Origin of the sequence: Microbacterium azadirachtae, assembly GCF_000956545.1 — a bacterium.
GTDB classification, from domain to species: Bacteria; Actinomycetota; Actinomycetes; order Actinomycetales; family Microbacteriaceae; genus Microbacterium; species Microbacterium azadirachtae.
The window spans coordinates 14,995-33,641 of the sequence record NZ_JYIT01000078.1; the positions used below are offsets into that span (position 1 = coordinate 14,995).

Below are 18,647 nucleotides of genomic sequence, written 5' to 3' on the forward strand. Positions count from 1 at the left end.
GGATCCCTGACGCCCGCCGATCGCGGCGGGCGTCAGGCCCCGTGCCAGAAGATCGCGATGCCGGCGTTCAGCAGCGCGAGTGCGCCGATCGTCCAGAAGGCGACAGCGGTGGGCCGTCCGGCCTTCTCCCGGGTGATGACGACGCCGAAGGCCCCGCCGATCGCGAGGGCGACCGCGAGCTTCACCCCGAGCTTGAGGTAGTCCAGATGGACGCCCGCCGGGAACGGGATCGCGAGCAGCAGGCCGGATCCGATCATCACGCCGAGGCCGGTGCGGAACAGCGTCGTGGTCGCATAGCGGTGCCGTACGGCCTGCGCCGCCCAGCCGCCGAGCAGCAGCGCGAAGCCGACGAGGTGCACGAGCACGAGCAGCTCGCGCAGCACGGTGAGAAGGTTCATCCTGGTCTCCTGTCCGGATCAGGCCGCGGCGGTCTTGCCGCCGTCGACGGGAAGCACGACGCCGGTCACGAACGACGCGGCGGGGGAGGCGAGCCAGGCGATCGCCTCGGCGACCTCCTCGGGGCGGCCCATGCGCTGCAGCGGCACGACGCGGCCGATCCGCTCGCGCACCTCCTGCGGCTGACCGAGCACGTTCCCCGACGCGATCGGCCCCGGTGCGACGGCGTTGACGCGCACGCCGCGGGCGGCTTCGTCGAGGGCCGTGGTGCGGGTGAGGCCGACGACGCCGTGCTTGGCCGCCGCGTAGGCGGACATGCCCGGCGCCCCGCCGATGCCCGCGGTGGAGGACACGTTCACCACGGCGCCCCCCTCGGAGATCGCGGCGAGCTCCGCGCGGAGGCATCGCGCGAGACCGAGGAGGTCCACGGCGAGCACCTGCATCAGCTCGGTGTCGCCGATCGCCGTCAGGGGTCGCGGCAGGTGCGCGACGCCGAGGTTGTTCACGGCGACCTGGATGCCGTCCCGCGCCTCGAGGTGCAGGAAGCGTGCGAGGGCGTCGTGCTCGGCGGCGTCGAACGCGCCCGTGGCGACATCGGTCCCGCCGTCCCGCAGTCCGGAGGCGAGCGCGTCGAGCGGTTCCCTGCGGCGCGCCACGAGAAGCAGGCGATGGCCTTCCGCGGCGAGCCTGCGTGCGGTCGCCGAGCCGATGGCGCCGTTCGCGCCCACGATGAGGGCGGTGCTCATGACCGCTCCCCGCCGGCGAGACGGGGATCCCGGCGCGGCCGGTCCCGGGGCAGCAGGAACGCGGCCGCGATGAGCCACAGACCGCCTCCGAAGCGGACCAGCGGCAGCAGCACCTGCAGCGGGTCGAGCACGAGCGAGAGGAACGACAGCTCGCCGCACGCCGCGATGACGAGGCCGGCCAGGGCGAACCAGCGCGGCATGAGCCGCAGGATGAAGGCGGGCACGGCGACTCCCGCGATGAGCAGCCCGAGGCCGACCGCGTAGCCGACACCGCCGAGGGCGAAGGCGAGCACGCCGAGCGTCGAGGCGACGCCGCCGGGGGCGGGCGCGGACGCCAGCGCCCAGGTGACCAGGGCCGAGACCGCCAGCAGGATCGAGGCGGTGATTCCGCCGTAGAGGCCGATCACCGGCCCGGGCACGCGCACGCCGAGACGCAGCTGGCGGGCGTAGACCGACGCGGTGAGGATCCCGAGCGGCACGGCGGCTCCGAGCTGCAGGGTCGCCGCGATGCGGATCGGCAGGGCGTGGTTCGCGTACCAGGCCGCGACGTCGGCGGCGGGTGCGAACGGTGCGGGGACGGATCCGGTGCCCGCGAGCAAGGTGCCGACCCCGGCGAGGGTGAGCGCGAACGTCACGATGGCGAGCGGTCCCAGTGGCGGCCCGCCGGGGCGACGGGAGCGGGGCGAATAATCGGTCATGAGTGAAATGATGCACACTATGAATCATTCTGTCAAGAGACTAAGCTGAGGGCATGAACAGTCCTGGGGGACCGGAACGCACCGGCTTCCTGCTCTCGCAGCTCGGATCCTTCGCGGCGGCGCGCTTCGCCGAGCTCGTCAAGCCGCTGGGCCTCACGCCGGCGATGGCCGGCGCGCTGCGGATCCTGGCGCGCAGCCCCGGGCTCAGTCAGCGTGCGCTCGCCGATCGGCTCGGCGCCGTGCCCAGCCGCGTCGTCGTGCTCGTGGACGCGCTCGAGGCCGCCGGGTTCGTGTCCCGCACCCGCGACCCCGAGGATCGCCGCCACCACCGGCTCGACCTGACCGATGCCGGTCGCGCCGCGATGGGCCGGCTCCGCGGTGCGGCGGAGCAGCAGAACGCCGACCTGCTGGCTCCGCTCGACGCGGAGGAGCGGGCGGCGCTCGGCACCCTCGTCTCCCGCCTCGCCGTCGCCCACGGGATCGATCCCGACGTGCACCGCGGGTTCGCCGACCACCCGGAATCGCGGTAGATCCGCCGGAGATCCGTCAGGATCCGGAGAGAAAACCGCTCGACCCCCTTTCGGTCCTCCGAATCGATTCGATACCATGGGAGACGGCCTGCCGTGACCGATCACGGCGGGCCTTGCTTCGTCGCCGCCCGATCCCTCGCCTGAAGAGTCTCCGCATGGCCGTCTCCCTCACCACTGGCCGCCCCTGGCGCGTCATCCTCTCGTTCGCCGTCCCTCTGCTGATCGGCAACGTGGTGCAGCAGCTGTACCAGTTCGCCGATGCGATCGTGGTCGGCAGGCACCTCGGCGTCGACTCGCTCGCCGCCGTCGGCGCCACGGGCAGCCTGATCTTCCTGCTCATCGGCTTCGCCTGGGGTCTCTCCAGCGGGTTCGCGATTCCGACCGCCCAGTCTTTCGGAGCCTCCGACCACGCCGCCGTGCGCCGCTCGGTCGCCACCGGCACGCTGCTGACGGCGGCGACGAGCATCGTGATCTCGATCGGCGCCCCCCTCATCACCGAGCCGCTGCTCCGACTGCTGCAGACGCCGCAGGTGCTGATGCCCGAGGCGACCGTGTTCACCCAGGTCACCTTCATCGGCGGCAGCACGGTGATGTTCTTCAACTACCTCTCGGCGGTGATCCGCGCGATCGGAGACTCCCGCACGCCCCTCGTCTTCCTCACCGTCTCGTGCGCGCTGAACATCGTGCTCGTCATCCTCATGGTGGGCACTTTCGACTGGGGCGTCGCCGGCGCCGCCTGGGCCACCGTCGTCGCCCAGGGCGTCTCGGTGGCGCTCTGCCTCCTGTACGTGTGGCGGCGCCTGCCCGTGCTTCATGTGCGCCGGGCCGACTGGCGGATCACCCGCTCCGACATCGTCGAGCACCTGCGCCTCGGCCTGCCGATGGGATTCCAGGCCTCGATCATCGCGATCGGCACGATCACCGTGCAGGTCGCCCTGAACATGCTCGGCCCCGACGCCGTGGCCGCCTACACCACGGCTTCGCGCGTGGACAGCATCGCGGTCGCGTTCCTCTCGTCGATCGGGCTCGCCGCGTCGATGTACGCGGCGCAGAACCTCGGCGGTCGCCGCCCCGACCGCATCCGCCGCGGCGTCGCGCAGGCGATCTGGATGGCGGTGATCACGGCGGTCGCGCTCGGCGCACTTCTGGTGCTGTTCGGCTCCTCGATGGTGCGCGTGTTCATCGGCGACGGATCCGACGAGGTCGTGCGGCTCGCCGCGCTCATGCTGCTGATCAACGGGCTCAGCTACAGCGCCCTGGGCGTGCTCTTCGTGCTGCGCGGCGTGCTGCAGGGCCTCGGGCACACGCTGATCCCCACCATCACCGGCGTGATCGAGCTCATCATGCGCGTGGGCGCCGCCGTCGTGCTGGGGGCCCTCATCGGCTACCCCGGCGTCGCGCTCAGCAATCCGCTGGCGTGGTTCGGGGCGGCTGCGCTGCTCATCCCGGCGTACGTGAAGGCGCACCGCGAGCTCGCGACGATGCCTGTGGACCCGGTGGAGGTCACCCCGACCACGGCGATCCCCGTGGTCGGCCCGACCGATGGATCCATGGTGGTCGACGGGGTGTTCACCGCGCCCGTTCCGGTGGTGAAGAAGAGGCCGCGGCTCAAGGTCGGGCGCCGCTGAGGCGGCGCCGCGGAGATGCGTGCGACCCGGTGCCGCGCGCACCGATCTCGGCCAGGTGCTTGCGATGCGCGGGTCCGCGCGCGCAGTCTGGAGTCCCGGGGGGACGACCGGCGTGCGAGGAGCTCCCCCCATGACCCAGCGGATCATCCCCAACATCTGGTGCGCCGGCGACGCGGAGGAGGCGGGCGCCTTCTACGCCTCGGTGTTCGAGCGCGCGTCGGCGCAGGTCGTCGCGCGCTATCCGGAGGAGGGGCTGTCCGCGCGGCAGAGCGCGTTCGCGGGGCAGGCGCTCACCGTCGACGTCTCGATCGGCGGCTACCGGCTCACCCTCATCAACGCGGGGGACGAGTTCTCGCCGACCTCGGCGATCTCGTTCGTCGTGTGCGTGGATCCGAGGGACTTCGGCGGTGACGAGGGCGCCGCTCGCGCGTGGATCAACCGCGCCTGGACCGCCCTCGGCGAGGACGGGCGCGTGCTGATGGACATCGGCGAGTACTTCTTCAGCGGACTGTACGGGTGGGTCGAGGATCGCTACGGCGTGAGCTGGCAGCTGAAGCTGATGGACCCCGGTGCCGCCCCCGAACCCGCGATCATCCCCATGCTGGTGTTCGGCGGCCCCCTCCAGCGCAAGGCGGAGGAGGCGGTCGCCCTCTACGGCGAGCTGCTGCCTCCGTCGGGGATCGTGCGACAGGTGACGTACCCGGTGACGGAGCCGCCGCATGTGGATGTGCCCATCACCTACACCGAGTTCCTGCTCGCGGGACAGCTCTTCGCGTCGTTCGACTCGCCGATCGACCGGGATCATCCGTTCACGCCGGGGGTGTCCCTGCAGATCGACTGTTCAGGGCAGGAGGAGATCGACCGGATCTGGAGCGCCCTGAGCGCCGTCCCCGAGGCCGAGCAGTGCGGCTGGCTCGTCGACCGGTTCGGGGTGAGCTGGCAGGTGGTCCCGGCGGAGCTGGGCGAGCTGATGCAGCGCCCGGACGCCTATGCGCACCTGATGCGGATGAAGAAGATCGTCATCGCCGATCTCTGACCGGATCCGGCCGCTCTCCCCTCACGGGGGGCACCAGGTCAGCGCACGGCGAGGAAGCCGAGCACTGCGCTCGCGACGGCCAGCACCGCCAGCACGATCGCCGGCGTCGCCGGCTCCTTGCGGCGCAGGTGCACGACGACGGCGCCGATCATGATGATCGCGATGCCGGTGCCGGCCAGCGGCGTGAGGATCGGGGCGATGCCGGTCGCGAGCGGCAGGATCAGTCCGATCGCGCCGACGACCTCCAGGGCCGCGATCGCCTTGATCGTCCCGGCCGAGAAGTCATCGGTCCAGGCCATCCCGCGCTCCGCGAGCACGGGCTTGGGCGTGAGCAGCTTCATGCCGCCCCCGCCGAGCATGGCGAGGGTGAGCAGCGCGTTGACGATCCACAGGGCGATGAGCATCGGGTTCCTTCTTGTTATCGATCGTTACCTCGTTACGATCAGTAAGTAAAGGATGGAGCATCGTGGAGACGCGTACAAAAGGCACATCCGTGTCACCGGCGCACAGTGCGGGAACTGACACGGCGACCGCCGGCACGGAGCGCGGTCCGGCGGCGCCCGCGGGCCTCGCCGAGTACGAGAACTCGTGCGAGGGCCGCCCCGGGGGTCCCGAGGCGGGGCGGATGATCCGCGACGTGCTCGACCGGGTGGGGGACAAATGGTCGCTGCTCGTCGTCGCGACGCTCGGCGCCGACGTGATGCGGTTCAGCGATCTGCTGCGCCACATCCCCGGGATCTCGCAGCGCATGCTCACTCTGACCCTGCGTCAGCTGGAACGCGACGGCCTCGTGATCCGCACGGCCTACGCCGAGGTCCCGCCGCGGGTGGAGTACCGGCTCACGGCGCTCGGCGCCACCTTCGTCGAGATCGCGCACACGATCGCGCAGTGGGCGATCGCGAACCACTCCACGATCGAGCAGTCCCGCGCCGATTACGACGCGCGCTGACCGTCCTGGCTTTCGAAGCGCGCACTTCGCCGGATCCTGGCGCGATTCACCGCACAGTGCGCGCTTCGAAACGGCCGGGGGCCGGCGTCAGCGGTGGTCGCGGTCGCGGTGCTGGCCCGACTCGTCGCCGGTCGCGACGCGCTCGGCCTCGCGGGCCCGCAGATCCACCCGGCGGATCTTGCCGGAGATCGTCTTCGGCAGCTCCGGCACGAACTCGATGATGCGCACCCACTGGTGCGGCGAGAGCTGACCGCGCGCGTGCGCGAAGATCGAGCCCGCGGTCGCCGCGAGGTCGTCGTGCGCGGACGCGGTCAGCAGCACGTACGCCTTCGGCACGGCGAGGCGCGTCGGATCCGGGCTCGGCACCACGGCCGCCTCCACGACGTCCGGGTGCTCGAGCAGCACCGACTCGAGCTCGAACGGCGAGATCTTGTAGTCGGACGCCTTGAACACGTCGTCGGCGCGCCCCACGTACGTGAGGTATCCCTCGGCGTCGCGGGTCGCGATGTCGCCGGTGTGGTGGAAGCCTCCCTCGCGGGAACGCGCCGTGGCCTCCGGATCCGCGTAGTACCCCGCCATGAGGCCCAGCGGGCGCTCCGCCAGGTCGAGGCAGATCTCGCCCTCGGCCGCCCCGTCGGCGTCGCCGTCCACGCGGGCGCCGGTGACCGGATCCACCAGCACCACCGGGTATCCGGGCAGAGGGCGCCCCATGGACCCGTCCTTCACGACCTGCCCGGGGGAGTTGCCGACGCAGGCGGTCATCTCGGTCTGGCCGAAACCGTCGCGGATCGTGCCTCCCCAGGCGTCGCGCACGCGGCCGATCACCTCCGGGTTGAGCGGCTCCCCGGCGCCGACGAGCTCGCGGGGCGGATGCGCGAGCCGGCCGAGATCCGCCTGGATCAGCATCCGCCACACCGTGGGCGGCGCGCAGAACGTGGTGACGCGGTGCTTCTCCATGACCTCCATGAGCGTGTTCGCGTCAAACCGGTCGTAGTTGTAGACGAACACGGTGGCCTCGGCGAGGAACGGCGCGTAGAAGCTCGACCAGGCGTGCTTCGCCCAGCCCGGCGACGAGATGTTGAGGTGCACGTCGCCCTCGCGCACTCCCAGCCACCACATGGTCGACAGATGCCCGACCGGGTAGGACACGTGGGTGTGCTGCACGAGCTTCGGGCGGCTCGTGGTGCCCGACGTGAAGTACAGCAGGCTCGTGTCGGTCGCCGGCGTCGGTGCATCGGGCTCGAAGGCGTCGGAGGCGCTCTCGGATGAGGAGAAGTCGTGCCAGCCGTCGGGGGCAGGGATCCCGGCGGCGTCGGACACGGCGATGCGCACGATCTCGGAGGGAAGGGCGGCGACCCGGTCCGCGAGGGATCCGAGGGTCACGATGCCGCGCGCCTCGCCCTTCTCCGCACGGTAGGCCAGATCCGCGGGCGAGAGCAGGGTCGAGGTCGGGATCGCGACCGCGCCGATCTTGGTGAGTCCGAGCATCGTCTCCCACAGGTCGATCGTGTTGCCGAGCATCACGATGACGTGGTCGCCGCGGCGGATCCCGAGCTGCTGCAGCCAGTTCGCCACCTGATCGGAGCGGCGCGCCAGTTCGCCGTACGTCCAGCTCCGGCTGCTGAGATCGGCCGCGACGATCTGCACCGCGGGGCGGTTCGGAGTCTCGCCGGCCACGACGTCGAACCACTCCAGGGCGAAGTTGAACTCGCGCAGCTCCGGCCAGCGGAACGTGGCGCGGGCGCCCGCGTAGTCGGTGGCGTGCGCGAGCAGAAGGTCGCGGGCGGAGCGGATCGCGGACGTCGCCGCGGTGGCGGAACGGGGCTGGCTCATGGAGCCATCTTGGTCCGGATGCGCCGCGGACGACAGCTTCGGAGCGCGATGTCCGCGGTGTCGGGGGCGGTTCCGCGGCAGACATCGCCCTCCGCAAGGAGAGGCGGTCATCCTCGCTACGCTGGCAGGATGACCGCCTCCTCCGAGCCCCTGTTCGTCGAGATCGCCAACGTCCCCCGCGACTACGCCTGGGGACGGATCGACGGCGTCGCCGGGGTGATGGGGGCCGCCGGCACCGGCGGCCCCGAGGCGGAGCTGTGGCTCGGGGCGCATCCCGGATCCCCGGCCCGTGCGGTCGACCCTGCGCCGTGGGCGACGCTCCTGGACTGGGAGCGCGAGAACGGCGAGCGGCTGCCGTTCCTGCTGAAGATCCTGGTGGCCGGCGGCCCGCTCTCGCTGCAGGCGCACCCCACCACCGCCCAGGCGCAGGCCGGATTCGCCGACGAGGACGCCCGCGGCATCCCCCTCGAGGCCGCGCACCGCAATTACAAGGACCCCTACGCCAAGCCCGAGCTCATCGTGGCGCTCGAGGACGGCTTCGAGGCGCTGTGCGGCTTCCGCCCCCTCGACGAGATCCTCGCCGACGTCGACGCGCTCGCGGCGCGGTCCGGATCCGACGCGCTCGCCCCCTGGCGGGAGGTGCTGACCGGAGCCGACGGCCTGCGCGCGGGCTTCGCGTGGCTGCTGGGCGGAGGAGCGGGGGTGGATCTCGCGGTCGCGGCGCTCGTGGCCGCGGCCTCCGGCGATGGGAGCTTCGAGCTCGTCACCCGGCTCGCCGAGGCGTACCCGGGCGACCCCGGCATCGCGATCGCTCTGATGATGCGCCATGTGACGCTCGCCGCGGGCGAGTCGCTCTGGCTGCCCGCGGGCAACATCCACGCCTATCTGCGCGGTGCGGGCGTGGAGCTCATGGGGCCGAGCGACAACGTGCTGCGCGGAGGACTCACGCCCAAGCACGTCGACGTCGCCGAGTTGGAGCGGGTGCTGACGTTCTCCGCGTCGGACGACGACCACCTCGTGCCCGTCGAGCTCGCCGCTGACGTGCGCAGCTACCGGCCGCGGATCCACGCCTCGGGCGCGGATGTGCCGTTCGAGCTGCTCGCGGTCACCGGAGACGCGCGGCTGGAGCTCGCCGGCCCCTCGATCGCGGTCGCGACCGACGGCGCGTTCACGCTCTCCGCCGAGGATGCCGCCGAACCGGGCGCCGGAATCGAGGTGCGCCGCGGCGTCGCGCTCTTCGTGTCCCGCGCCGCGCGCGTGCAAGTGACCGGATCCGGGCGGCTCTGGGTCGCGACCGCCGGCTGAGGCGCATCCCGCACGAGACGGAGGTGCACCCCGCAGGAAGCGGGAGCGGGGCGCGATCGCGACCGTCCGAGCCCCGGTAGCGTGGGAACGTGAAACCCTCCGTCTCCCGTCGCGTGCTCGGGCTGTCCGTCCCGGAATGGGCGCTCGTCGGGATCACGATGATCTGGGGCGGCACGTTCCTGGTCGTGCACACCGCCATGCAGCACTCGGGGCCGTGGTTCTTCGTGGGCTTCCGCTTCCTCGCCGCCGGCCTGTTCGCCGTGGCCGTCTTCTGGCGGTCGCTGCGCGGCATGACCTGGCGCGAGCTGGGCGCGGGCGCCGCGATCGGCGCCGCCATCTACGGCGGCTACGGACTGCAGACCGCGGGGCTGCAGACCATCGACTCGTCGACCAGCGCGTTCATGACCGCGTTCTACGTGCCGCTCGTGCCGCTGCTGCAGTGGCTCGTGCTGCGCAAGCCGCCCCGCGCGCTCACGCTGCTCGGCGCCGGACTCGCCTTCGTCGGGCTGCTTCTCGTCGCCGGCATCGGATCCCGCGGGGTCCAGCTCGGCACCGGCGAGATCCTCACGCTCATCAGCACGCTCCCGATCGCCGGCGAGATCATCCTGATCAGCCTCTTCGGCGGCAGGTTCGACGTGAGCCGGCTCACCGTCGTGCAGCTGCTGACCGCGTCGGTCCTGGGGTTCGCGACCATGCCCGTCGCCGGCGAACGGATCCCGGCCTTCGATCCCGTCTGGCTGTTCGCCGGGCTCGGCATGGGGCTGGCGAGCGGGCTCATCCAGCTCACGATGAACTGGGCGCAGCGCTCGGTGTCGGCCACTCGCGCCACCATCATCTACACGGGCGAACCCGTGTGGGCGGGCGTGGTCGGGCGCATCGCCGGAGAGCGGATCCCGCCGCTCGCAATCCTGGGCGCCGGGCTCATCATCGCCGGCACGCTGCTCAGCGAGCTGCAGCCGCGACGCCGCGACGGCGGCACGGCCGAGGATCCGGATCCGGGCGGGATCGAGACCGCGGCGACGGAGGCGGGGGAGTCGGCACCCCGAGCAGGCGCCTAGGATCCCCCGCGTAGACTGGACGGGTCCGCCCGCATGTCGAGGCGGCGAGCCCGTCGATGCTGTTGCCCGGGCTCTCGAAGCCCAGGACCCGAGGATCCGTCATGTCAGCCACCCGCACGCTCACGCTGCGTCACGTGCAGCTCGCGCGCGCAGCGTTCGCGGCGGTCGCGGCGCTCATGATCACGTTCTCCGCCGATCACTCGGCCATCGTCGGCCTCTCGGTGTTCAGCGGCTTCGCGCTCGTGACGGCGCTCATCCACATGCTCGCGGCCTGGCAGGTCGCGCCGGCGGGGTGGCGCTGGCCGTCGATCCTGCTCGCGGCGGTCTCCATCCTCACCGGCATGGCCGGGGGAGTGCCCGCCTGGCGCTCGACCCCGCTGTTCTTCGTGGTCGTCATCGCCTGGGGCGCGCTGACGGGCCTCATCGAGCTGATCGCGGGCCTGCGCGCCCGGCGCCTCGCGCGAACCGGATCCGCTCCGGTCGTCGTCGCCGACGGCGCCCGTGACGCGATCCTGGTCGGCTCGCTGGGCCTGGCGCTCGCGGTCGGCCTGCTGTGCGTGCCGACGACCTACGCGCTGCGCTATTCGATCGCCGAAGCCGGGTCGTTCACCCTGACCGGCATCACCCTCGCCGTGGGGATCTTCGGCGCCTACGCCGCGATCGTCGCGGTGTTCCTGGGCATCGCGGGCCTCAGCCCGCGCTCCCGCGCCTTCAAGGACGAGGGTGCAGACACCGCCGCCGCCGGGACGGCGCCGGCCGACAACGAAGGATCCGCATGACCGAGAAGACCAGGCGCCGGGATTTGTTCCGGCCGGTGCAGCTGATCGGGCTGTCGCTGCTGTGCGGCGTCTTCGCCGGAGCCGTCACCCTGATCGCGACCGGCGCCTTCACCGACAAGGTGATGCGCATGGTCGACAAGGGCACCTACGCGGGCATCCCGCCGTGGAACCTGGCCTTCATCGTCACCGGGGGCATCTTCATCGCCGCCCTGCTGATCCTGTCGATCCTGATCCTCGCGGTCGACCCGGCCGACTTCTCGAAGCCGCACGACCGCCCGGTGCTCTACGACGCGGTCGACGACACGACCGAGGCCGCGGCGACCGGCACGGGCGAGGCGTCCGCGTCCGAGGCCTCCGGGACGGCGGAGGGCGACGCGCCGAAGGCGTGACCCGGGGAATAGCCGGCACCCGTCCTGCCTTGACCCCAGGGTGAGCATGACGATCGACCGCGCCTCCGTGGGGTTCCGTTCCGAACGCGGGCCCGTGCTGCTCTCGCTGATGCTGGCCACCGGCCTCATCGCGATGGATGCCACGATCCTGGCCACCGCGGTGCCGAGCGTCGTGCACGATCTGGGCAGCTACCAGCAGTTCCCCTGGCTCTTCTCGGTCTACCTCCTCGCGCAGGCGGTGAGCGTCCCCATCTACTCGAAGCTCGCGGACACCGTGGGCCGCAAGCCCATCCTCCTGATCGGCATCGCCCTGTTCCTGATCGGCTCGATCCTCTGCGGCGTGGCGTGGAGCATGCCCTCGCTCATCCTGTTCCGGCTCGTGCAGGGGCTCGGAGCGGGAGCGGTCGGCCCGATGGCGATGACCATCGTGGGCGACATCTACACGGTGTCCGAGCGGGCGGTCGTGCAGGGCTACATCGCGAGCGTGTGGGCCATCTCTTCCGTCGTCGGCCCCGCCCTGGGCGGCGTGTTCTCTCAGCTGGACATGTGGCGGCTGATCTTCTTCATCAACGTGCCGCTCTGCCTCATCGCGGGCTGGATGCTGCTGCGGCACTTCCACGAGCAGGCGGAGCGCCGCCGGCACCGCATCGACTACCTCGGAGCGGTGTTGCTCACGATCGGCCTCACCGGCCTCATCCTCGGCGTGCTGGAGGGCGGCAACGCCTGGGCGTGGCTGTCGGTCCAGAGCCTGCTCTGCTTCATCGGCGGCGCCGTCGCGCTCGTCCTGTTCGCGCTCGTGGAGCGCCGGGCGCCGGAGCCGATCATCGACCTGCGCCTGATCTCGAGCCGGCTGATCCTCACCACCACCCTCGCGTCGTTCGCGATCGGCGCGCTGCTGACGGGCGTGACCAGCTTCGCGCCCGCGTACCTGGAGGGGTCGATCGGCGTCGTTCCCCTGCTCTCCGGCCTCGCCGTGGCCGCGATGACGCTGGGCTGGCCCCTGTCGGCGGCCAATGCCGGGCGGCTCTACCTGCGCCGGGGCTTCCGGTTCACCGCGCTGATCGGATCGGGGATCGCCACGGTCGGCGCTCTCGGGCTGGCGCTGATCGGGCCGTATCCCAACGCCTTCTCGCTCGCCGCGGTCGCGTTCGTGATCGGGTTCGGCCTGGGCTGGACCGCCGCGCCGACGCTCATCGTCGCGCAGGCCTCGGTCGGCTGGGGCGAGCGCGGCGCGGTCACCGGCATGAACACGTTCGCACGCTCGGCGGGCGCCGCGGTGGGCGTCGCCGTCTACGGTGCGATCTCGAACGCCGTGATGGCCCGCGGCGGCGGATCCGACGATCCGGCGACCGTCGTGAACGCGTCGACCTGGGTGTTCGTCGCGGCCGCGGTGACCGCCGCGCTCATGCTCCTGGCCATCCTCGCGATGCCGAAGGACCGCGCCGGCGAGTACTCCGGCGCCCCGGCCGCGGTGCCCGCCGAGGCCTGAGCCGCGTTACTTCGCCAGGGGCTCCGCGAGGCCGACGTAGGTCGCCGAGCTCAGCGCTCCGCGTGCGGGCGTGCTCCCGGGCCCGGTGCGTTCCCGGTTCCGGGGTGCGGCGCGCGCCGGAAACGGCACAGGATGGAAAACGTCGCTGTCAGGCGTGATTGAGCGACGTCTTCCATCTCGACCGGATCCTCCGCCCCGTCAGGAGATGGAAAACGCTGCTATCAGGCGTGATTGAGCGACGTTTTCCATCTCGCGGGATCCCGTGCAGTCACCGGCTCCGTGCGCGGGCGGAGTACCCCGGCAGCGGCGCGGCGCTCCGCGTGCCGGGGTGCTCCGTAGGACGCCTACTTCGCCAGGGTCTCCGCGAGGCCGACGTAGGTCGCCGGGGTGAGCGCGAGGAGGCGCTGCTTCGCGGCGTCGCCGATCTCGAGGCCCTGCACGAACTCCGCGAGCTCTGCGGCGCCCACCCGGTGGCCGCGGGTCAGCTCCTTGAGCAGCGCGTAAGGATCCTGGATCGTGGAGCGGCCGGCGACGACCTCGGCGCGGATCACGGTCTGGATCGCCTCGCCGAGGACCTCCCAGTTGTGGTCGAGGTCTTCGAGCAGCACATCGCGCGACAGCGAGATCTCGTTCAGCCCGCGGCGCAGGTTGTCCAGGGCGAGCAGCGAGTGCCCGAACGCGACGCCGATGTTGCGCTGCGTCGTGGAGTCGGTGAGGTCGCGCTGCAGGCGGCTCGTCACGAGCGTCTGCGAGAGCGAGTTCAGCAGGGCGCCGGACAGCTCGAGGTTCGCCTCGGCGTTCTCGAAGCGGATCGGGTTGATCTTGTGCGGCATGGTCGAGGATCCGGTCGCGCCCGCCACCGGGATCTGCGCGAAGTAGCCGAGCGAGATGTACGTCCAGATGTCGGTCGCGAGGTTGTGCAGGATCCCGCCCGCGTGACGCACGTGGTCGTACAGCTCGACCTGCCAGTCGTGCGACTCGATCTGGGTCGTGAGGATGTTGAAGCCGATCCCGAGGCCTTCGATGTACTCGCGGGCGATCATCGGCCAGTCGACGTCCGGCTCGGCGGCGAGGTGCGCCGACCAGGTGCCGGTCGCGCCGGAGAACTTCGCGAGGTACTCGGATCCCTCGATGCGCGCGACGACCCGCTCCAGGCGCCACGCGAACACCGCGAGCTCCTTGCCCATGGTCGACGGGGTGGCCGGCTGACCGTGCGTGCGGGACAGCATCGCGGCGTCGGCGTGCTCGACGGCCAGTTCGCGCAACGTGGCGATCACGTCCTGCACGGCCGGCAGCCAGACGCGCTCCACCGCGCGCTTGACCGTGAGGGCGTAGGAGGCGGAGTTGATGTCCTCGCTCGTGCAGGCGAAGTGGGTGAGCTCGGCGATCGAGTCCAGACCCAGGGCCGAGAGACGGTCGCGCACCAGATACTCGACGGCCTTCACGTCGTGGCGGGTGACCGCCTCCTTCTCGGCGAGCCAGTCGATCTCGGCCTGGCCGAAGTCGCGGTACAGGCCGCGCAGGCGCTCCTTGTCGTCCTCGGCGAGCGGGGCGGTGCCGAAGAGCGAACGGTCGGTGAGGGCGATCAGCCACTCCACCTCGACCTCCACCCTGGCGCGGTTGAGGCCGGCCTCGGACAGGTAGTCGGCGAGCGGGGCGACCGCGGCGCGGTACCGTCCGTCGAGCGGGCTGAGGGGCTGGACGGGGAGCGAGGCGGTCACGGGGTGTCCTCCGGAAGAGTCGTGGATCAGGCCGTCGATCCGAGACTCCGCGGTGCCGTCACGGGCGAGGAGACGTCACGGACGCGGCGGTCGGATGGCGGGTTCGAGCTGGCGGAAGAGGCCGTGGCTCGCGCTCTCGATCATACCGAGCACCTCGTCGAACACCGGGGCGTCGGCGTAGTAGGGGTCAGGCACGTCCAGCACGCCCTGGTGCTCGAGCGCGGTGTCGGGGTGCTCGAACGAGAGCAGCAGAGTGACCTTGCCCTCCTCGGACTCGTCGCGCGCCCACTGCCGGAGGATCCGCTCATGCGTGCGGTCGAGCGCGACGACCAGGTCGTTGCGCGCGAAGTCGTCGTAGGTGAACTGGCGGGCGCGGTGAGCGGATCCGTCGTATCCGCGACGGGCGAGCGCTTCGAGCGTGCGACGGTCGGCCTGTTCGCCGACGTGCCAGTCGCCGGTGCCGGCGCTCGTGGAGACGATGCGGTCGCCGAGGCCCTGCAGCGCGGCGATGTCGCGGAACACGACCTCCGCCATGGGTGACCGGCAGATGTTGCCCGTGCACACGAAGATCACGCGGAACGGGTCCGACTCGGTCATGGATCCATTGTGCCGCACCGGCTCGATCGCCCGGATGCTGGGATGCGCCCGCGCGCGCCGGACGTTCCCCACATCCGCGCTGCCGGACCGGGTTCGCACGGGTTGCGCCGCGACCGTCGGCACGGGCCGACGCGCACCGCAGGGTGGATGTCATGCTGACGATCGCACCCGCCACCGCTGAAGGATCCTGGGCGCTCGCCGAGGCGCTGCGGCGCTGCGACAGCGCGCGCGAGCGGCTCGAGGTCGCGCGCGCCGGCCTGCGAGCGCTCGACGACGACATGCCGTGGCGGTCCCGGGCCATCACGGTGCTGCGCGCGCAGTTCGCCGATCGCGAGCACGAGCTGCGCGAGGTGCTCTCGGGCCTCTGCGACGTCGAGGCGGTGCTGCTGCGGTGACGGGCGCAGGCGACGCGGTCGACATCGCGCACGGCGGGTACATCGCCGTCGACCCGGACGATCTGAGGGCGGTGGCGGGCCGGGTGCGCGGCCACTCCGTGCAGGCGACCCTCGCACGGGAGGATCTCCTGGCGATCCCCACGGCGATCGACGGGCTCGGCGTCGGGGGCGTTCCCGCGCTGTGGGCGGCGGTCGGCCGGCTCGCGCAGATCGAGTCGGCGCTGGACGGGCTTGCGAGCGGCATCGGGACGATGGCCGACGTGTTCGAGCTCGCCGACGTGCGCGCGCAGCAGGCGCTGCTCGGCCCCGGCGACGCCGACGCGGCGCACGGGCGGGAGCTGCGGCAGCGAGCCGACCTGCTCCTGTCCCGCAACGTGCTCCTGAACGAGACGGAGCGGCGGCTGCGCGAGGACTGGTTCCGGCATGCCGTCGACGGCTTCGCGCCGCCGGGCGCCGGGGATCCGGACCCGGCCGTCCTGCTCCCGCCGCTGGTGCTCCCGCCTCCGGGGACGCTGCCCGACCTGGGGACCGTCGTGCGGCAGGCTCCCCTCCTGGCGCAGGCCATCCTGCAGGTCGTCGCCGCGGGCGCCGGAGTCCTGCCTCCCGGTATGAGGGTGCGGCCGACGCCGGGGAGGGCCGTGGTCGTGGGGGCCGACGGCACCGCTCTCGCGCCACGGAGCGCATCGCCGGCCTCGCCGCCCGTGCCGGATCCGCACGAGCCCGCGGTGCGACCGGGCGACGTCCGCGTGACGCGCTCGGAGCCCGTCCGCAGCACGGCGGCCGTTCCGCCGCAGACCTTGAGCGACGCCGTCGCCCGCGTGCCGTACGGCAGCCAGCCGCAGGTGCGGGTGGAGACCTACGAGTTCGAGGACGGGTCGCGGCGCGTCGTCGCCTACGTGGACGGCACCCGTCCGGGGAAGGGGCCCGAGGAGCCGTGGGACATGGCGTCGAACGTGGAGCTGTACCTGAATCGCGAGGAGTCCGACTCGCTCAAGGCCGTCGTCGCGGCGCTGCGCGACGCGGGGGCCGACGACGGCACCCCGGTCGATCTGGTCGGATACTCGCAGGGCGGGATGCTCGTGGATGAGGTCGCACAGACGGGCGAGTTCGCCGTGCAGGGCGTGTTCACGATCGGGGCGCCGGTCGAGGCGGCACTGCCCAGGGACGTGCTGAGCGTCGCCGTGCGGCACACGGACGATCCGGTCGCCGGCCTCGCGGGTGGGGGCAGTCCGTACGGCACGGGATCACCCGACAGCCTCGTCATCACGCGCGCGGCCTTCCCGGGGCACGGCCTCGATCCCGGCATGCCGGCGCACCAGCTCGACGCCTATCGGGACACCGTGCGATCGGCCGAGCAGTCCGGCGATCCGCGCATGGCCGCGATCCGCGAGCATCTCGCGCGGCTGGGGAAGGCGCAGTCGGTCACGACGGTGGACTACACCGCCGAGCGGGTCGGGTCGTGAGAATGGGACGCCGGGTCGCGGGTTCAGCGGTCGCGGTCGCGGCGGCGCTGCGGGCGCAGGATCGCGTTGAAGATCGCGTTGATGACGGCGATGAGGAACGCGGCGACGATCGTCCAGCCGAAGCCGCCGAGCGCCAGTCCCCATCCCCAGAAACCCGTGATCCAGGCGGTCAGCCAGAGCAGGAACCCGTTGATCACGAGGGAGATCAGCCCGAGCGTCAGGATGTACAGGGGGATCGCGACGACCTTCACCACGGTGCCGACGATCGTGTTCACCACGGCGAACACGGCGCCGATCGCGAGCAGGGTGACGAGCAGCGGGACCATGCCGCCCGGCGGGTAAGGGGTGACCGTGACCTCGAGGACGGTGATCAGGCTCACGACCCAGATGGCGAAGGCGTTCACGACGACGCGGATGAGGAACCTCATGAGGCCGATTGTCCCACCCGAAACCGGGATCCGCCGGGGAGTCCCGCGAAGTCCGTCGTGTCGATGCCGTCGGACGGCGCAGAGGGCCGCGGATCTAGACTCGACGCGTGAGCGAAGAGATCCTGCCCCGCATCCGTGAAGAGATCGCAGCCCTGCCCCCGTACCGGCAGGGCAAGCAGGCCGGCGCGGACGCGTTCAAGCTCTCGAGCAACGAGAACCCGTTCGAGCCGCTGCCGTCCGTCGTCGCGGCGCTGACGGCGGGGGCGCCGATCAACCGCTACCCGGACGCCACGGCGGGGGCGCTGCGCGCACGCCTGGGCGAGCGGTACGGTGTCGCGCCCGACGCGGTGCACGTCGCCTCGGGCAGCGTCGCGATCCTGTATCAGCTGGTGGCGGCGGCCGCGACGGTCGGCGACGAGGTCGTGTACGCCTGGCGCTCCTTCGAGGCCTACCCCGGCCTGCCCCTCGTGGCCGGGGCGACCGGCGTGCAGGTGCCGCTCACCGCCGACTCCCGCCACGACCTCGATGCGATGGCTGCGGCGATCACCGAGCGCACCCGCGTGGTGATCGTGTGCACCCCGAACAACCCGACCGGTCCGATCGTCACGAGCGCCGAGTTCGCGGCGTTCGTCGCCCAGGTGCCGCGCGACGTGCTGATCGTCCTCGACGAGGCCTACGCCGAGTTCGTCACCGCCCCCGACGCGGTCGACGGCCTGGCCGAGCGCGTCTTCGAGACGCACCCCAACGTCGTCGTGCTGCGCACGTTCTCCAAGGCCTACGGTCTCGCCGGGCTCCGGATCGGCTACGCGATCGGCCACCCCCGCGTCCTGGACGCGGCCCGCACGACGGCGATCCCGCTGTCCGTGACGGCCGCCGCCGAGGGCGCCGCGATCGCGAGCCTCGACGCCGAGGACGAGCTGCGCGCCCGCGTCGCGGTCATCGTCGAGCGCCGCGCCGAGCTCGTCGCGGGCCTGCGCGCCCAAGGATGGGACGTGCCCGACGCGCAGGGCAACTTCGTCTGGCTCCCCACGGGCGATGCGACCGCCGACGTCGCTGCGGCGTTCGAGGACGCCGGGCTCATCGTGCGCGCCTTCCCCGGAGACGGGATCCGGATCTCTGTCGGCGAGGCGGAGTCGCTGCCCCGCGTGCTGGCCGTCGCCGCCGCCCAGCGCTGAGGGGCGCCCTCGACGCGGCACCCTCCGCCGCG

General features: G+C 72.0%; 20 protein-coding genes. 12 read left to right on the forward strand and 8 right to left on the reverse strand.

Annotated features, from left to right (window positions below):
- Nucleotides 1-32 precede the first annotated feature (32 nt).
- From RL72_RS10615 to RL72_RS10625, 3 genes are read right to left on the reverse strand one after another with little or no spacing between them, the layout of a single operon-like run.
- Nucleotides 33-398 (reverse strand): hypothetical protein, encoded by a 366-nt coding sequence (locus tag RL72_RS10615; RefSeq protein ID WP_045250818.1) that lies wholly within the window; start codon nucleotides 396-398, stop codon nucleotides 33-35.
- 18 nt (nucleotides 399-416) lie between these two features.
- On the reverse strand, nucleotides 417-1,142 hold the full coding sequence (locus RL72_RS10620; protein WP_045250819.1) for an SDR family NAD(P)-dependent oxidoreductase: 726 nt from the start codon (nucleotides 1,140-1,142) through the stop codon (nucleotides 417-419).
- Nucleotides 1,139-1,840: a hypothetical protein gene (locus RL72_RS10625; protein ID WP_045250820.1), complete on the reverse strand. Its 702-nt coding sequence runs from the start codon at nucleotides 1,838-1,840 to the stop codon at nucleotides 1,139-1,141. Before RL72_RS10625 ends, RL72_RS10620 begins: the two co-directional genes overlap by 4 nt.
- Before the next feature lie 53 nt (nucleotides 1,841-1,893).
- Between RL72_RS10625 and RL72_RS10630 the strand changes: the two genes are divergently transcribed.
- The 3 genes from RL72_RS10630 (at nucleotide 1,894) to RL72_RS10640 (ending at nucleotide 5,034) form a co-directional block, all read left to right on the forward strand.
- A complete protein-coding gene (locus tag RL72_RS10630) occupies nucleotides 1,894-2,370 on the forward strand; it encodes a MarR family winged helix-turn-helix transcriptional regulator (protein WP_045250821.1) in 477 nt (158 codons plus the stop codon).
- 155 nt (nucleotides 2,371-2,525) lie between these two features.
- Nucleotides 2,526-3,998: an MATE family efflux transporter gene (locus RL72_RS10635; RefSeq protein ID WP_045250822.1), complete on the forward strand. Its 1,473-nt coding sequence runs from the start codon at nucleotides 2,526-2,528 to the stop codon at nucleotides 3,996-3,998.
- Nucleotides 3,999-4,128: 130 nt separating this feature from the next.
- On the forward strand, nucleotides 4,129-5,034 hold the full coding sequence (locus RL72_RS10640; RefSeq protein ID WP_045250823.1) for a VOC family protein: 906 nt from the start codon (nucleotides 4,129-4,131) through the stop codon (nucleotides 5,032-5,034).
- A gap of 38 nt (nucleotides 5,035-5,072) precedes the next feature.
- On the opposite strand, the gene RL72_RS10645 is transcribed toward RL72_RS10640, so the two are convergent.
- Nucleotides 5,073-5,438 (reverse strand): DoxX family protein, encoded by a 366-nt coding sequence (locus RL72_RS10645; protein WP_045250824.1) that lies wholly within the window; start codon nucleotides 5,436-5,438, stop codon nucleotides 5,073-5,075.
- Nucleotides 5,439-5,527: 89 nt separating this feature from the next.
- On the opposite strand from RL72_RS10645, the gene RL72_RS10650 reads away from it, so the two are divergent.
- A complete protein-coding gene (locus tag RL72_RS10650; protein ID WP_309599102.1) occupies nucleotides 5,528-5,983 on the forward strand; it encodes a winged helix-turn-helix transcriptional regulator in 456 nt (151 codons plus the stop codon).
- Nucleotides 5,984-6,070: 87 nt separating this feature from the next.
- Here the strand turns inward: RL72_RS10650 and RL72_RS10655 are convergent, their stop codons facing one another.
- Nucleotides 6,071-7,816 (reverse strand): AMP-binding protein, encoded by a 1,746-nt coding sequence (locus tag RL72_RS10655; RefSeq protein ID WP_045250825.1) that lies wholly within the window; start codon nucleotides 7,814-7,816, stop codon nucleotides 6,071-6,073.
- 129 nt (nucleotides 7,817-7,945) lie between these two features.
- On the opposite strand from RL72_RS10655, the gene manA reads away from it, so the two are divergent.
- The 5 genes from manA to RL72_RS10680 all read left to right on the forward strand — a co-directional run bounded on the left by manA (nucleotide 7,946) and on the right by RL72_RS10680 (nucleotide 12,836).
- Entirely contained in the window at nucleotides 7,946-9,121 is a 1,176-nt protein-coding gene (gene manA / locus RL72_RS10660; protein ID WP_052674321.1) for a mannose-6-phosphate isomerase, class I, read from the forward strand.
- A gap of 89 nt (nucleotides 9,122-9,210) precedes the next feature.
- The gene (locus RL72_RS10665; RefSeq protein ID WP_248700448.1) at nucleotides 9,211-10,179 is read left to right on the forward strand and encodes a DMT family transporter; all 969 of its coding nucleotides are present in this window, start codon (nucleotides 9,211-9,213) and stop codon (nucleotides 10,177-10,179) included.
- A 101-nt stretch (nucleotides 10,180-10,280) separates the two neighbouring features.
- A complete protein-coding gene (locus RL72_RS10670) occupies nucleotides 10,281-10,958 on the forward strand; it encodes a hypothetical protein (protein ID WP_045250826.1) in 678 nt (225 codons plus the stop codon).
- A complete protein-coding gene (locus RL72_RS10675; RefSeq protein ID WP_045250827.1) occupies nucleotides 10,955-11,347 on the forward strand; it encodes a hypothetical protein in 393 nt (130 codons plus the stop codon). The genes RL72_RS10670 and RL72_RS10675 overlap by 4 nt, the downstream gene beginning before the upstream one ends.
- A gap of 46 nt (nucleotides 11,348-11,393) precedes the next feature.
- Nucleotides 11,394-12,836: an MFS transporter gene (locus RL72_RS10680; RefSeq protein WP_045250893.1), complete on the forward strand. Its 1,443-nt coding sequence runs from the start codon at nucleotides 11,394-11,396 to the stop codon at nucleotides 12,834-12,836.
- Nucleotides 12,837-13,180: 344 nt separating this feature from the next.
- Here the strand turns inward: RL72_RS10680 and purB are convergent, their stop codons facing one another.
- Nucleotides 13,181-14,557, reverse strand: coding sequence for an adenylosuccinate lyase (gene purB / locus RL72_RS10685; RefSeq protein WP_045250828.1), 1,377 nt, complete (start codon nucleotides 14,555-14,557; stop codon nucleotides 13,181-13,183).
- Nucleotides 14,558-14,632: 75 nt separating this feature from the next.
- Entirely contained in the window at nucleotides 14,633-15,154 is a 522-nt protein-coding gene (locus RL72_RS10690; RefSeq protein ID WP_169748231.1) for a low molecular weight protein-tyrosine-phosphatase, read from the reverse strand.
- A gap of 152 nt (nucleotides 15,155-15,306) precedes the next feature.
- Between RL72_RS10690 and RL72_RS10695 the strand changes: the two genes are divergently transcribed.
- Nucleotides 15,307-15,549, forward strand: a complete 243-nt coding sequence (locus tag RL72_RS10695) for a hypothetical protein (RefSeq protein ID WP_045250829.1) — start codon at nucleotides 15,307-15,309, stop codon at nucleotides 15,547-15,549.
- A complete protein-coding gene (locus tag RL72_RS19205) occupies nucleotides 15,546-17,012 on the forward strand; it encodes a hypothetical protein (protein ID WP_052674322.1) in 1,467 nt (488 codons plus the stop codon). Before RL72_RS10695 ends, RL72_RS19205 begins: the two co-directional genes overlap by 4 nt.
- Nucleotides 17,013-17,035: 23 nt before the next feature.
- Here the strand turns inward: RL72_RS19205 and RL72_RS10705 are convergent, their stop codons facing one another.
- On the reverse strand, nucleotides 17,036-17,440 hold the full coding sequence (locus tag RL72_RS10705) for a phage holin family protein (protein ID WP_045250830.1): 405 nt from the start codon (nucleotides 17,438-17,440) through the stop codon (nucleotides 17,036-17,038).
- A 107-nt stretch (nucleotides 17,441-17,547) separates the two neighbouring features.
- Between RL72_RS10705 and RL72_RS10710 the strand changes: the two genes are divergently transcribed.
- The gene (locus RL72_RS10710) at nucleotides 17,548-18,615 is read left to right on the forward strand and encodes a histidinol-phosphate transaminase (RefSeq protein WP_082072321.1); all 1,068 of its coding nucleotides are present in this window, start codon (nucleotides 17,548-17,550) and stop codon (nucleotides 18,613-18,615) included.
- Nucleotides 18,616-18,647: the final 32 nt, after the last annotated feature.

Coding starts and splice junctions, on each gene's coding strand:
- RL72_RS10615 (WP_045250818.1), bottom strand. CDS start 398: ATGAACCTTCTCACCGTGCTGCGCGAGCTGCTCGTGCTCGTGCACCTC.
- RL72_RS10620 (WP_045250819.1), bottom strand. CDS start 1,142: ATGAGCACCGCCCTCATCGTGGGCGCGAACGGCGCCATCGGCTCGGCG.
- RL72_RS10625 (WP_045250820.1), bottom strand. CDS start 1,840: ATGACCGATTATTCGCCCCGCTCCCGTCGCCCCGGCGGGCCGCCACTG.
- RL72_RS10630 (WP_045250821.1), top strand. CDS start 1,894: ATGAACAGTCCTGGGGGACCGGAACGCACCGGCTTCCTGCTCTCGCAG.
- RL72_RS10635 (WP_045250822.1), top strand. CDS start 2,526: ATGGCCGTCTCCCTCACCACTGGCCGCCCCTGGCGCGTCATCCTCTCG.
- RL72_RS10640 (WP_045250823.1), top strand. CDS start 4,129: ATGACCCAGCGGATCATCCCCAACATCTGGTGCGCCGGCGACGCGGAG.
- RL72_RS10645 (WP_045250824.1), bottom strand. CDS start 5,438: ATGCTCATCGCCCTGTGGATCGTCAACGCGCTGCTCACCCTCGCCATG.
- RL72_RS10655 (WP_045250825.1), bottom strand. CDS start 7,816: ATGAGCCAGCCCCGTTCCGCCACCGCGGCGACGTCCGCGATCCGCTCC.
- manA (WP_052674321.1), top strand. CDS start 7,946: ATGACCGCCTCCTCCGAGCCCCTGTTCGTCGAGATCGCCAACGTCCCC.
- RL72_RS10670 (WP_045250826.1), top strand. CDS start 10,281: ATGTCAGCCACCCGCACGCTCACGCTGCGTCACGTGCAGCTCGCGCGC.
- RL72_RS10675 (WP_045250827.1), top strand. CDS start 10,955: ATGACCGAGAAGACCAGGCGCCGGGATTTGTTCCGGCCGGTGCAGCTG.
- RL72_RS10680 (WP_045250893.1), top strand. CDS start 11,394: ATGACGATCGACCGCGCCTCCGTGGGGTTCCGTTCCGAACGCGGGCCC.
- RL72_RS10690 (WP_169748231.1), bottom strand. CDS start 15,154: ATGACCGAGTCGGACCCGTTCCGCGTGATCTTCGTGTGCACGGGCAAC.
- RL72_RS10695 (WP_045250829.1), top strand. CDS start 15,307: ATGCTGACGATCGCACCCGCCACCGCTGAAGGATCCTGGGCGCTCGCC.
- RL72_RS10705 (WP_045250830.1), bottom strand. CDS start 17,440: ATGAGGTTCCTCATCCGCGTCGTCGTGAACGCCTTCGCCATCTGGGTC.